Raw genomic sequence first — 13,812 nt, forward strand, 5'->3', positions numbered from 1 at the left:
ATGAAAAACTAGTCCTATTATTTTAATTTTCTTCTATAAATTTCTTTATGTCCTTATCAGATGCTAAAACTGTTATTGTATCAGACTCTTTTATCTTAAAATTTGGATCTGGATTTACATTATTTTCTCCATTTCTCTTTACCATTAAGACATTAAAATTGTAATTCTCTCTAAGATTTAGTTCTTCAAGTACTTTTCCATCCATAATTGCTGATGCCTTAAAGTCATAGTAACTGTATCCCTTAGAAATTTCATCTGAACTTAAAAGATTATCATTTGATAAATTATTTGCAAGTCTAAATCCAATATCTCTTTCAGGAAAGACGATTTTATCAGCCCCACATTTTAATAAAATTTTTCCAAATCTATAGGATGGTGCCTTGGCTATAACTTTTTCTATACCAGCTTCCTTTGATGCAAGAACTGCCATTATTGCAGGTTCAAGACTTTCCCCAATAGCAACCACTGCCACATCATAATTTTTTAGGGCAAGTTCTCCTATTGCCTTTTCATCTTCAAGGTCACATACAATTGCTTCAGTGACATTGTCGTTAATAAGATCAATTTTTTCTTGATCAGAATCAACTATTACAACATCATTTTTCAAATCATATAATCTTGTTGCTACAGTAGAACCAAATCTACCGCAACCAAAAACGATAAATGTCTTCATAATTACCCCACTATTATTTTTCCATAAGAATATCTTGTGTGTTTCTTATTTTTTCTATTTAAAATACCAATACCCAAAGTTGCTGCTCCTACTCTTCCAAGATACATAAGAATTATTAAAATCAATTTTGACATAGGACTTAGATTTGGAGTTATACCTCTTGTGATACCAACTGTACCAAAAGCTGAAACTATCTCATAAAGTATATCTAGGTACAAAAATTTTCCACTTTCTATTATTGTAATCCAAAGAGAAGCAAATACTACTATGGCAGAACCCAAAGAAAAAATACAAAGACTCTTTAAGAGTGCATCTCTTGATATAGTCTTGTGGAATATCTCTGTTTCATCATTTCCCCTAAGTATAGAAATTGTTGAGAATAACAAGATACCAAAGGTAGTAGTCTTTATTCCCCCTCCAGTTGATGCAGGTGATGCACCAATAAACATAAGAATTATTGTCACAATTACAGAACTTTCTTGCATCTTTCCTATGTCAATGGAATTAAAACCTGCCGTTCTAGCAGAAACTGACATAAAAAAGGAAGATAAAATTTTTCCCTTTAAAGTCAATGATTCCATAGCTCCACTATTGTTTTCTATTAAAAAGTAGGCAAAAGTTCCTAATAAAAGAAGAATTGCTGAAATTGATATTACAACTTTTGAGTGAAGTGTAAGGTTTTTAAACTTTTTCTTTCTATAAATATCTATAAAAACTGTAAAACCCAATCCACCAATTATAATTAAAAGTGCAATTACAAGATTTACTGTAATGTCATCTACATAATCTACAAGAGAATTTCCAATAATATCAAATCCTGCATTACAAAAGGCAGAAACTGCGTGGAAAAGAGAAAATAATATTCCCTTTTTTAGACCAAAGTCAGGAATAAATTTTGTGGCAAGTAAAATTGCCCCAACAAGTTCCACAGTCAAAGAAAATTTTATAATATAAATTACAAGTTTAACAATACCCTTGCTGGTATCAGCATTAGTCTGTTCTTGTATGATTCTTCTTTCTGTAATTCCAATTCTTCTATTTAGGACCATGGCAATTAGTGATAAAAATACCATGGTACCCAAACCCCCAATTTGGATAAGTGTTATGATAATAATTTTCCCAAAAACTGTCCATTGTGTAGCTGTATTTGCGACTATTAGTCCAGTTACACATGAAGCTGAAGTAGATGTAAATAGGGCGTTTAAAAAACCTATACTATTTCCATCTGCACTAGCTATGGGAAGATTTAATAAAATTGCCCCTAAAAGTATTAGGGCAAAAAAAGATAAGCACACAAATAAGGGTGGATTCTTTTCTAATTTTCTAAACATAATTTCCTCATTAAATAAATTTATTCAAACTTATTCTACAAAAAAAGCTCCCAAAAGGGAGCAATTATTTATTGTTCTTTTGCAATTTCAACTAATTTAGCAAAACCAGCTGGATCATTAATTGCCATTTCAGAAAGCATCTTTCTGTTAATAGTTATGTTTGCTTTCTTTAGACCGTTAATGAATTTCGAATAGCTCATGCCATTAATTCTTGCAGCTGCATTAATTCTTGTAATCCAAAGTTTTCTAAAATCTCTTTTTCTTTGTTTTCTACCAATGTATGAATAGTTAAGAGATTTCATAACAGCTTGATTAGCAGTTCTAAATAATTTTGATTTTGCACCAAAATATCCCTTGGATTGTTTTAGAATATTCTTATGTCTTTTTTTAGCGTTAACGCCTCTTTTTACTCTAGCCATTTCTACCTCCTATTAAGGGATCATGTGATCAATTCTTCTTTGATCACCTTTAGAAACCGTACTGCTCTTTCTAAGTTTTCTTAGTCTTTTAGCAGATTTCTTACCTGTTAAATGTCCTGTGTAAGCGTAAAATCTCTTAAGCTTTCCAGTACCAGTTCTCTTAAACCTCTTTGCGGAAGCTCTGTGAGTTTTCATCTTTGCCATAAAAATCCTCCTTATTTTTCAGACTTATCGCTGTCTTTTCTTTCTGAAAGGAACATAACTAGACTTCTTCCTTCCATTTTAGGTTTTTTGTCCACAACTCCATACTCAGAAATTAAATCATAAAACTTGTCGAGAACTTCTCTACCAAGATCAGTATGACCCATCTCTCTACCTCTAAATCTAACTGAAACCTTAACTCTATCACCGTTTTTTAAGAAATCAATAGCTCTATTGGCTTTAGTATTTAAGTCATGATCTTCAATGTTTGGAGTAAATCTAAGTTCCTTAACATTGATTACCTTTTGCTTTTTCTTAGCTTCTTTTTCTTTTTTCTCTTGCTCGTATCTGTATTTACCATAGTCCATTATACGACATACGGGTGGTTTTGCGTTTGGCGCAACATTCACTAGATCCAGTTTCTTAGATATAGCCAAATCGATGGCTTGATTTTTAGACACAACTCCAAGTTGATTGCCTTCATCATCTACTAATCTGACTTCCTTTTCTCTTATCTCTTCATTGATTTGAAGTTCTTTAATTTCTAAGCACCTCCGTAAATTAAAAAAGCGAGCACCCAAAGATGCCCGCAAATTCATCATAATTCTAAAATAACCTAAATGACTGTGCCATCAGGTGAGAAGCGGACTTCTTCTTTAATAACAAGCATTATAATAACACAGCTTCTAAAGATTGTCAACACTTCTAAAAATTTTTTTATATTATTTTTATACTAAAGATTTAACCTTTTGGTAGAGGATGTCAATGGCAACTTCATTTTCGCCGCCTTCTGGAATTATTAAATCAGCATACCTCTTTGATGGCTCAACAAATTGAAGATGAGATGGTCTAACTGTGGCAAGATATTGGTCTATTACAGAATCAAGAGATCTTCCTCTTTCAAGCATATCTCTTTTTATTCTCCTAATTATTCTAACATCAGCATCTGTATCTACAAAAACTTTTATATCCATTATGTCAATTAAATTAACTTCATTAAAAATTAAAATACCTTCTAGGATAATAATTGGTTTTGCTTCAACTATTTCTATTTCATCTTTTCTATTGTGAAGGGCAAAATCATAAATTGGTTTTTCAATTGACTTGCCTTCTTTTAGCATTTTTAGATGTTCAAATAAAAGGTCGTTGTCAAAAGCAAGAGGATGGTCATAATTTGTCTTAACCCTTTCTTCAAATACTAGATTTGACTGATCTTTGTAGTAAGAATCTTGTTCTATAACAGATACATTATCTCTTCCAATTAATTCAATTAATTTTTTTGTGACAGTACTTTTGCCGCTACCACTACCACCGCATATTCCAATGATACAAGCCTTATTCTTCATTTTCTCTCCTCAAAATAAATCCTTTTTCAATAGCTTCATCGACTTTTATTTTAAAAATTTGCTTTGCCTTATTTGCCACATCTATTTCATTATCTTTTTCATCAAACATTTTTTCTATCTTGTAGTCAAAATGTTTGATTACAGGTCCAAAAATTTCAATTTTTTCTCCCACAAAGACTCTATTCCTTTGCTCAATAGTTGCAATTTTTGTATCTTTGTCATAATCAAGGACTATCCCAACAAAATCATAACCTCTAATATAAGAGTTGTCCTTATAAACTTGAGAGTTTTCATTGGCTTTTCCATAGAAAAATCCTGTTGTAAAATCTCTGTGGCTTACTTTTTTGATTTCTTCCAATAGATAAGGATCGTATTTATAATTTTCTGGGTCAGCATAATAAGCATCAATTGCCATTCTGTAAGACCTTATTACAGTGGCAAGATAGTATTCACTTTTTACACGGCCTTCGATTTTTAGACTGGCTATGCCTGCTTTTATCATATCATCAATGTGTTCAATCATACACAGATCCTTTGAATTCATAATAAAAGTTCCCTCGTCATGTTCTTCTATTGGGAAATATTCTCCAGGTCTTTTTTCTTCTACTAGGTGATACTTATATCTGCAAGGTTGGGCACAGTCACCCATATTTGCATCTCTTCCTGTCATATAGTTTGAAAGAAGACATCTTCCTGAATAGGACATGCACATGGCACCGTGAGCAAAAGTTTCAATCTCAATGGAATCTCCAACTTCTTTTATTATATCAGAAACTTCCTTTAGGCTGAGTTCCCTCGCCATTACAACTCTTTCTGCTCCCAATTGTTGCCAGAATTTTACAGTTTGTGCATTAGTAACAGATCCTTGAGTTGAAATATGAATTGGAAAATCTGGCGCTACTTCTTTTACCTTCATAAACATTCCTGGATCAGCAACTATAAGGGCATCTACTCCAATATCATACAAGTCCTTAATATATTCTTCTACGCCTTTAATGTCCTTGTCGTGAGGAATTATATTTAAGGTAACGTGGATTTTTTTTCCTCTTTCGTGCAGGTATTCTGTTGCCCATTTTATATCTTCCATGGAAAAGTTTTTGGATGCTTTTCTAAGTCCAAAACTTTCTCCACCAAGATATACTGCATCGGCACCATATTCCACTGCAGTTTTTAATTTATTAATATCACCAGCTGGTGCTAAAAGTTCAATCTTCTTCATCTTTTCTCCTTACTAAAAGTATTCCATCCCCAATGGGAACAACAGATGAAATAAATCTTTCATCACTAGAAATATCTTTTAAAAACTTCCTAAGTCTTTTAACTATGGTTATTTTTCTTCTCTTTACAAGGGAGTCTTCCGCTATCATTCCCTTAAAGAGGACATTGTCACAGAGGATTATTCCCTTTTCATTTAAGTTTTTTAGGGCAGAATCAAAATATTTTTCATATTGACCCTTTGCTGCATCTATAAATATTAAATCGTACTTTTCTTCTAAGTGAACTAAAAAATCATAGGCATCGCTATTGTGAACGTGAATAATTTCATCAAGTCCAACATCTGAAATATTTTTTCTTGCTATTTCAACCATTTCTTCTTTTAATTCTACACTGTCAATTTTCTCTATGCACTTATTTCTCTTGGCAAAGGAAATGGAAGAATAACCTATGGCTGTGCCCAATTCAAGAATTTTTTTTGGCTTTTTCATAGAAATTAGAAAGTTTATAAATTCTTCACTTTCCCTTTCAACTATAGGCACATGATTTTCTTCTGCATACTTACTCATTTCAAGAAGTTTTTCATCTTTTATATCTTTTAAATCTCTTAAATAATTTTCTATATAATCGTAATTTATATTTGGCATAATTCCTCTAAAAAAGGGAACCTGTTAGATTCCCTAAATATCCTAAACCTCCATAATAATTGGTAAAATCATAGGATTTCTCTTTGTGTTTTTGAAAATATATGATCTCAAGTCATCTCTTATATCAGATTTAAGTCCATTCCAATCCTTTAAGTTTTCGCGAGAATCTTCTTTTAAGATTTTTCTTACAACATTTTTTGCATCTTCAATTAAATCTTCAGATTCTCTTACATATACAAAACCTCTTGAAATAATGTCTGGACCAGAAACTACTTTTCCTTCTTTTGTTATAGTGATAACAACAATTATTAGTCCATCTTCTGATAGGTGCTTTCTATCTCTTAGAACAATATTTCCAACATCTCCAACTCCAAGTCCATCAACTAAAATATTACCTGATGGAACATCTCCAACTAGTTTTGCGTCTTTTTGTGAAATTTCAAGACAGTTACCATTTTCCATTATGAAGATATTTTCTTCAGGCATTCCCATTTGATGAGCAATGCTTGCGTGCTTCATAAGGTGTCTAACTTCACCGTGAGCTGGAATAAAATATTTTGGTTTAATAAGACTCAAAATAAGCTTTAGTTCTTCTTGACAAGCGTGACCAGAAACGTGAATTTCTGATAAAGTTTCATAAATTACCTTTGCTCCTCTTTCAAGAAGTCTGTTTATTACCTTTGTAACTGCATTTTCATTTCCTGGTATAGGAGTTGCTGAAAGAATAATTGCATCATTTGGTGTCAATTGAATTTTTCTGTGTTCACCATAGGCAATTCTCGTAAGAGCAGACATAGGCTCCCCTTGAGAACCTGTTGTTATTAGTACAAGTTCGCTGTCATCATACTTGTGCATATCTTTTATATCTACAAAAGTATCTTTTTTAACTCTAAATTGACCAAGTTTTCTTGCAGTTTCAGTTACATTTACCATTGACCTACCAGATAGGACAACTTTTCTGCCGTATTTTTCTGCAGAATTTATAATTTGTTGAACTCTGTGAACATTAGATGCAAAAGTTGCAATTATAATTCTATTATCAGATAAATTTTGGAACAATCTATTAAAAGTTTCCCCTACTTTAGACTCACTCATTGTGTAGCCTTCTCTTAGTACATTTGTAGATTCGCCAATCATGGCAAGTACACCTTTTTGACCAATTTCAGCAATTCTAGTTAAATTAATTGGTTCTCCACTAATTGGAGTGAAGTCCACCTTAAAGTCACCTGAGTGGTAAACATATCCAAGTGGAGTCTTAATAGCAAGAGAACAAGCATCAGGGATAGAGTGGTTTACATTTATCCACTCAACTTCCATTTTGCCAAGTTTTACTACATCTCCTGCACTTACTACATGAAGTTTATCTCTTGAAAGTCTGTGTTCTTTTAATTTGTTTTCTAATAGTCCAATTGTTAGACCTGTTCCATAAATATCTAGGTCTAATTTTCTTAAAACATAAGGAATTGCTCCAATATGGTCTTCGTGACCATGAGTTAGGACAAGTCCTCTTATCTTGTGTTTGTTGTTTTCAAGATAAGTTACATCTGGTATCACTACATCAATACCAAGCATTTCATCTTCTGGGAAAGTCATACCACAGTCGATGATAATAATATCATCTCTATACTCAACTAGTGTAAGATTCTTTCCGATTTCGTGAAGTCCACCCAGTGGGATAATCTTCACCTTATTTGTGTTTCTCATTAATTTGCCTTCTCCTCAATTTTGTGTTGGCAGTCTTCACAATAACCCATAAATTTTAGAGTGTGGTCAATAATTTTAAAATTCTTTTCTTTCTCTATTTCAGCTTCTAGTTCATTTAAGTTGTCAATATCAACTTCTTCTACTTTTCCGCAATTTATGCAAACGAGATGGTGGTGTCTGTGTCCTTCTGTTGGAATTCTTAGTTCATATCTCAAGATATTATCATCAAAAGCTATTTGATCTAAAATTCCAAGCTTGTGAAATAATTGCACAGTTCTATAAATAGTTGCAATTCCCATTTCAGGATCTTTTTTTGCAACTAAATTATAAACTTCTTCTGTCGTCAAGTGTTTGTCCTTGTTATATAGAAAAACTTCGTAAACTTTTGCTCTCTGTTTAGTGTACTTGTATCCACTGTCCTTTAAAATTTTTTTAACAGGTTCAATATTTATATCCATAAATGTCACCTAGTCTAATTCGTCAAGAAGTTCTTCATAAGCATTTTTAGCTTCTTCTAACTCATCATCATCGATGCCAGCAAGAAGTTCGTCACCATTTTCGTCTTCTATTACTTTTAATATATAAATTTCTGGATCATCTTCATCAGTATAAAGTGCGACATAATCAGTGTCATCAATAGAAAATTTTGCATCAACAAAAAATTCAACTTCATTATTATTTTCGTCATATAATTTTATTTTTTCCATTTTATCACCTATAAATTTAATCTATCCAGATAGGATTGCAGGATGTAAGTCGCCGCAATTTTATCTATATATTTTTTCTATTTTCTCTTCGAACAGAACCCTCTATTAAAACTTTTTCTGCCATCAAAGTAGTCATTCTCTCGTCTACATATTCAATCTCAACTTTATATTTATTCTTTAACTTTTCTGCAAACTTAATAACTTTTTCACTTTGAGGTCCAATAGTATTGTTCATGTTCTTGGGAAGACCTACCACTATTTTTTCTACATTGTTCTCTTTTATAATTTCATGAATTTTTTCATAGGCTATCTTATTTGATTCTCTTTTTATAGTCATAAGAGGCTGTGCTGTAAGCAATAAGGCATCACTAATGGCTACCCCAATCCAGACATCTCCTACGTCAAGGCCTAAAACTTTATTCATTTAACCACAACCTTTACAGGTACATATATAATATGTAAAAGAGATGGTCTAGCCATCTCAAATCTTTTCTAAATAAACTTTTAACATTTCTTGTAAAAGCTCGTCACGCTCTACTTCTTGTATCATGGATCTTGCATTATCATGACTTGTAATATATGTTGGATCGCCTGATAATATATATCCTATAATTTGGTCAGTTGGGTTGTATCCCTTTTCTTCTAGAGCATTATAAACTGTTCTTAAAATACTCTTAATTCTTTCTTGTTCCAAACTGCTTTTTTCAAAAATTTGTGTATTGTTATTTTGACCCATAATTACCTCCAAATAGATTATATCATAAAAGTATCTATTTTGATATTATTATAAAAGCTCACTTAGCTTATTTAGAGCGTCTTCGACTTTATCTATGTCCTTTGCACCAGCAGTTGCCATATCAGGTCTACCTCCGCCGCCACCGCCAGCTACTTTGGCGATTTCTTTTATCAATTTTCCAGCAGCAATTTTCTTTTCTACTAGGTCTTTTGAAACTGCACATACAAAGTTTAATTTATCATCGTTTATAGTTGCAAATAATACAACAACTGATCCTACTTTATTTCTAACTTCATCAGCTAGATCACGAAGTGTATTTACATCTACTCCATCGAATTTCTTAACCACATATTTAATGCCGTTTTTTTCTTTAACTTCATTTGTAAGTCCAGAAATTTGATCCTTGGCAAGATCATGTTCAAGTTTTTGAATAGATTTATTTGCTTCCTTTAGATTTTTTATATTTAATTTTATTTTTTGAAGAATTTCATCTCTATTTGATTTTAATTCGCCAGCTATTTTATCTTCCTTATCACTTAATTCGTTAAGGTAATTGTAAACTGCAGGTCCTGTAATAGATTCAATTCTTCTTACTCCATTACTTATACCACTTTCAGATAGAATTTTAAACATGGAAATCTCTGAAGTATTAGTTACATGAGTACCGCCACAAAGTTCACGAGAATAATCTCCCATAGAAAGAACTCTAACTTCGTCCTTGTATTTACCTTCAAATAATCCAATGGCACCCATTTCTTTTGCTTCTTCAAGTCCAGTAATTTTTGTATCAACTGGAAGAGCTTCAAAGATTTTTTCATTTACAATTTTTTCAACTTGAGCTAACTCTTCCTTAGTCATTGCATCAAAGTGGGAGAAGTCAAATCTCATTCTATCAGGCATAACTAAAGATCCAGCTTGATTTACATGACTTCCCAAAACATCTTTTAAGGCTCTGTGAAGTAAGTGAGTTACTGAGTGATTTCTTCTAATATTATTTCTTCTCTTTGAATCAATAATAGCTTTAACAGGAGCTTTTTCAAGTCTTCCTTCTTCAACTTTTACTAGGTGAAGGTGAAGTCCATCCTTAGTTTTTTTAGTATCTGTAACTTTTAATTTGAAATTATCAGAAATAATTTCTCCAGTGTCGCCAACTTGTCCACCGCTTTCTCCATAGAAAGTAGTCTTGTCAAGAACAACTATAGCTTCTTCTCCTTCTTCTACAGAGTCAACTATTTCATCATCAAAAATTATTCTTCTTATCTCAGCTTGACATTCATCTTTTTCATATCCTAAAAATTCATTGGAAAGTCCTTCAAAAAGATGTTTGTTATCTTGGTTAGACCAGCCAACATTGGAATCATTTCTAGCTTCTCTTGCTCTTCTCTTTTGGTCGTCCATTTCCTTTTTGAATCCATCCATGTCTACGTCAAGACCTTCTTCTTTTAAGATTTCTTCAGTCAAGTCAATTGGAAAACCATAAGTGTCATAGAGTTTAAATGCCTTTTCTCCATCTAATAACTTTTCATTATTTTCTTTCATTTCTTCTATGTGACCATTAAGTCTAACAAGGCCGCCATCAATAGTTTCTAAGAATTTTTCTTCTTCTCTTCTAATTATTTCTTTTATGGATTCTCTATTTTCTTTTAATTCAGAATATTGTTCTCCCCAAGAATCAATTACCATGTCACAAACTTCATATAAGAAAGCTTTTTTTATTCCAAGTTTTCTTCCGTGTCTTGCTGCTCTTCTAATAAGTCTTCTTAGAACGTAACCTCTTCCTTCATTAGATGGAACAATAGTATCAGAAATCATAAAAGTCATAGCTCTTATGTGGTCTGTTATTACTCTAAAGGAAATATCTAAATTCTTATCTTTGCCATATTCCTTACCAGAAAGCTTAGCAATTTCTTCAATTATATCTTTTATTGCATCTATTTCAAAAATATTGTCAGTTTCTTGTAAAACTGTAGCAATTCTTTCAAGTCCCATTCCAGTATCAATGTTTGGATGGGCAAGTGGATTGTAGTTTCCTTCTTCGTCCTTGTCAAATTGTGTGAAAACAAGATTCCAAATTTCAATAAATCTGTCGCCTTCTCCACCAGGTCTTTCATCTTCACTGCCGTGTTCTAAACCTCTGTCTACATAAATTTCTGAGCAAGGACCTGATGGACCTACTTCTAGTTCCCAGAAATTATCTTCTTTTCCAAGTCTAATAATTTTTTCTTCAGGAATTCCAACTACATCTTTCCAAATGTTGTAGGCTTCATCATCTTCGTGATAAACAGTTACCCAAAGATCTTCCTTTGGAATTTCAAGATTAACTGTCAAAAATTCCCAAGCCCAAGGGATAACTTCGTGCTTAAAATAATCTCCAAAGGAGAAATTTCCAAGCATTTCAAAAAATGTTGCGTGTCTATCTGTTAAACCAACATTGTCTATATCGCCAGTTCTAATACATTTTTGGCAAGTAGTAACTCTTTTAGCAGGTGGAACTTCTTCTCCAGTGAAAAATTTCTTCATTGGTGCCATTCCAGCTCCTATTAAAAGAAGTGATTTGTCATTTTTTGGAATTAGTGAAAAACTTGGTAATATATAGTGTTTTTTTGATTCAAAAAATTTTAAAAATTCAGTTCTTATATCGTGTAAACCTAAATATTTCATATACAACTCCTATTAAAAATCCTCCCATACCCTGGGAGGATGTGCTATAAATATTATAATTATAAAGAATATGAATGTCAATTAGAGCTGTATCTATCATTGTATTTTATTTTGATAAAATCAACGAGTATAAAGATAATTGACGTCAATGGAACAGAGATTACCATTCCCCATACACCAAATATTCCACCACCAATAATTATTGAAATTAAAATTACAAGTGGGTTAAGTCCTGTTGAATCTCCAATTAGTTTTGGTGCCAAAATATTATTTTCTATCCATTGAACAATTACAAATAAAATTAGAACCCAAAGTGCTTTCATTGGCGAATCCATAAAGGCAAATAAAACTGCTGGTGCACAACCAAGGAAAGGTCCAATGTATGGAATAATATCTGCCACACAAGTTATAAGACCAATTATTATGGCAAAGTCTACTCTAAGAACTAATAGGTAGAGCATAGTTAAAACACCTACGAAAATTGCCAATAACATTCTTCCCCTAATGAATTGTTGCAGAGCTGTGTCAATATTACTTGTAAGATAAGAAATATCTTCTCTATATTTATTTGGCATTGCCTTTTTTACTTTTAATATAAATCTTTCCTTGTCCACTGAAAAGTAGAAGGAAAATATAATTATTAAAACAAGTCTAAAAGCAGAAGTTAAAAATCCATATAGTTTTGAAACTATATTAGATAAGGATCCCATAAGAGAACCCTGCATTTTCACTATTAATTCGTTAATAGCCTTTTTCATTGAATCCAAAATATCTGAAACTATTTGAGGTGTCTCAACATTTCCATTAACCTTTGGATTGGATTCTTTGTAGACATTGATAAAATTTTCTGGAAGTTCTATATTAAATTTTGCAAAAACTTCTGTCAAAAAATTATTAACATCTTTTATTAAAGTGTCCACCATGGCAGGTAGACTTGCAAGTAAGTTTGAAACTTCATTTATTGTCTTTGGTATTACTGAAACTATAAGTATTCCAAAGATAAGTATTACTGAAATGTAAACTATAATTACACCAAACTGTCTTTTAACTCCCTTTCTCTCCAAGTAGTTTACTATTGGATCAATAATATAGGCAAAAATAATTGCTATTATTACAGACGAAAGAGTGTAACCAAGAATTGGAAACTTGTTAAAAATTATATTTATTAAATATATAGCAAGTATTCCCAAAAATATTTTTGTGATAAGCCTTAAATCTATGCTTATTCTCTTTTTGCCTTCTATGTATCTATTTCCAATATTTACTAGATAATAAATAGCTAAAAATATTAGAAAGATTGATAAGATGGCGAGAGCATAAACCATAAATCTTGCAGCATTATCAGAAATTTGCTCTAACATAATATCACCTGTTTTTGAACTTTTTCATCCCCTGATTAATTTTTTCCACTACAAAATCACATTCTTCTTTTGTGTTGTCGTGATTTAGGGAAAGTCTAAGCATGGAAAGAGAATCCTCTTCACTTTTTCCAATTGCTCTTAATACATGGGATGGGTTAATGCTTCCTGCTGCACATGCAGATCCTGATGAAACACATATATCAAACATATCAAGATACTGAACCATAGTTTGTGGTTTTGTATTTTTTAAAGTGATATTTATATTCCCAGGTAATCTATTTTCTCTTGGACCATTTAAAACAATTCCATCAATATTTAAAAGTTTTTCAATGGTGTAGTCTCTAAGATCCCTTGTGTAAGAAATATTTTCTTCAATATTATTGTAAGCATCTTCCATTGCTCTTGCAAGTCCAACTATTGATGCAAGATTTTCTGTGGATGCTCTTTTTCCTCTTTCCTGTTCTCCACCATCCATAAAGTTGTCTAAGTCGACTCCATCTCTTATATAGAGTAATCCAACTCCCTTAGGAGCTCCAAGTTTGTGACCAGATAAAGAGAGCATATCTGTCCCAATATCATCAATCTTGAATTTTACATTTCCTATAGCTTGTACTGCATCTGTATGAAATAAAACATTTTTTCTTTTGCCATTTTTGATATTTCTCTAAGTGGTTCAATTGTTCCTATTTCATTGTTAGCAAACATTATGGATATTAATCTTGTAGAATCTTTTATAGAAGATTTAATTTCATCTAGATTTACAAATCCTTCCCCATCAACTGATATTAGAGAAGTTTCTGCTCCCCACTTT

The 13,812-nt window shown here is 32.0% G+C and carries 14 protein-coding genes and 2 pseudogenes; all 16 read right to left on the reverse strand.

Annotation, left to right across the window (positions count from 1 at the left end; all coding sequences use genetic code 11):
• Positions 1 to 22: 22 nt before the first annotated feature.
• Positions 23 to 673, reverse strand: coding sequence for a potassium channel family protein (locus HGPT_RS03900; protein ID WP_019138558.1), 651 nt, complete (start codon positions 671 to 673; stop codon positions 23 to 25).
• A gap of 2 nt (positions 674 to 675) precedes the next feature.
• Positions 676 to 2,004: a TrkH family potassium uptake protein gene (locus HGPT_RS03905; protein ID WP_040542503.1), complete on the reverse strand. Its 1,329-nt coding sequence runs from the start codon at positions 2,002 to 2,004 to the stop codon at positions 676 to 678.
• A 68-nt stretch (positions 2,005 to 2,072) separates the two neighbouring features.
• Positions 2,073 to 2,423, reverse strand: a complete 351-nt coding sequence (gene rplT, locus HGPT_RS03910) for a 50S ribosomal protein L20 (RefSeq protein ID WP_019138561.1) — start codon at positions 2,421 to 2,423, stop codon at positions 2,073 to 2,075.
• A 12-nt stretch (positions 2,424 to 2,435) separates the two neighbouring features.
• The gene (gene rpmI / locus HGPT_RS03915; protein WP_019138562.1) at positions 2,436 to 2,627 is read right to left on the reverse strand and encodes a 50S ribosomal protein L35; all 192 of its coding nucleotides are present in this window, start codon (positions 2,625 to 2,627) and stop codon (positions 2,436 to 2,438) included.
• 11 nt (positions 2,628 to 2,638) lie between these two features.
• Entirely contained in the window at positions 2,639 to 3,226 is a 588-nt protein-coding gene (gene infC / locus HGPT_RS03920; protein ID WP_230204167.1) for a translation initiation factor IF-3, read from the reverse strand.
• Between the two features lie 126 nt (positions 3,227 to 3,352).
• A complete protein-coding gene (udk, locus tag HGPT_RS03925; protein ID WP_019138564.1) occupies positions 3,353 to 3,970 on the reverse strand; it encodes a uridine kinase in 618 nt (205 codons plus the stop codon).
• Positions 3,960 to 5,189, reverse strand: a complete 1,230-nt coding sequence (locus HGPT_RS03930) for a peptidase U32 family protein (protein ID WP_019138565.1) — start codon at positions 5,187 to 5,189, stop codon at positions 3,960 to 3,962. Before HGPT_RS03930 ends, udk begins: the two co-directional genes overlap by 11 nt.
• Complete coding sequence (locus HGPT_RS03935; RefSeq protein ID WP_019138566.1) at positions 5,176 to 5,832, reverse strand: O-methyltransferase; 657 nt, start codon at positions 5,830 to 5,832, stop codon at positions 5,176 to 5,178. Before HGPT_RS03935 ends, HGPT_RS03930 begins: the two co-directional genes overlap by 14 nt.
• Before the next feature lie 42 nt (positions 5,833 to 5,874).
• On the reverse strand, positions 5,875 to 7,536 hold the full coding sequence (locus tag HGPT_RS03940; RefSeq protein ID WP_019138567.1) for a ribonuclease J: 1,662 nt from the start codon (positions 7,534 to 7,536) through the stop codon (positions 5,875 to 5,877).
• The gene (locus HGPT_RS03945) at positions 7,536 to 7,994 is read right to left on the reverse strand and encodes a Fur family transcriptional regulator (protein WP_019138568.1); all 459 of its coding nucleotides are present in this window, start codon (positions 7,992 to 7,994) and stop codon (positions 7,536 to 7,538) included. Before HGPT_RS03945 ends, HGPT_RS03940 begins: the two co-directional genes overlap by 1 nt.
• 9 nt (positions 7,995 to 8,003) lie before the next feature.
• The gene (locus HGPT_RS03950; RefSeq protein ID WP_019138569.1) at positions 8,004 to 8,243 is read right to left on the reverse strand and encodes a DUF1292 domain-containing protein; all 240 of its coding nucleotides are present in this window, start codon (positions 8,241 to 8,243) and stop codon (positions 8,004 to 8,006) included.
• An 8-nt stretch (positions 8,244 to 8,251) separates the two neighbouring features.
• Positions 8,252 to 8,667 (reverse strand): annotated as a pseudogene (gene ruvX / locus HGPT_RS03955) (Holliday junction resolvase RuvX).
• Between the two features lie 57 nt (positions 8,668 to 8,724).
• Positions 8,725 to 8,979, reverse strand: a complete 255-nt coding sequence (locus HGPT_RS03960; RefSeq protein WP_019138571.1) for an IreB family regulatory phosphoprotein — start codon at positions 8,977 to 8,979, stop codon at positions 8,725 to 8,727.
• A gap of 48 nt (positions 8,980 to 9,027) precedes the next feature.
• Positions 9,028 to 11,640, reverse strand: a complete 2,613-nt coding sequence (gene alaS, locus HGPT_RS03965) for an alanine--tRNA ligase (RefSeq protein ID WP_019138572.1) — start codon at positions 11,638 to 11,640, stop codon at positions 9,028 to 9,030.
• A 77-nt stretch (positions 11,641 to 11,717) separates the two neighbouring features.
• Positions 11,718 to 13,001 (reverse strand): AI-2E family transporter, encoded by a 1,284-nt coding sequence (locus HGPT_RS03970; protein WP_019138573.1) that lies wholly within the window; start codon positions 12,999 to 13,001, stop codon positions 11,718 to 11,720.
• A 4-nt stretch (positions 13,002 to 13,005) separates the two neighbouring features.
• A pseudogene (locus HGPT_RS08855) lies at positions 13,006 to 13,812 on the reverse strand (cysteine desulfurase family protein); the annotation flags it as partial.

Source organism: Peptoniphilus timonensis JC401 (assembly GCF_000312025.1).
Taxonomy (GTDB): domain Bacteria; phylum Bacillota; class Clostridia; order Tissierellales; family Peptoniphilaceae; genus Peptoniphilus_A; species Peptoniphilus_A timonensis.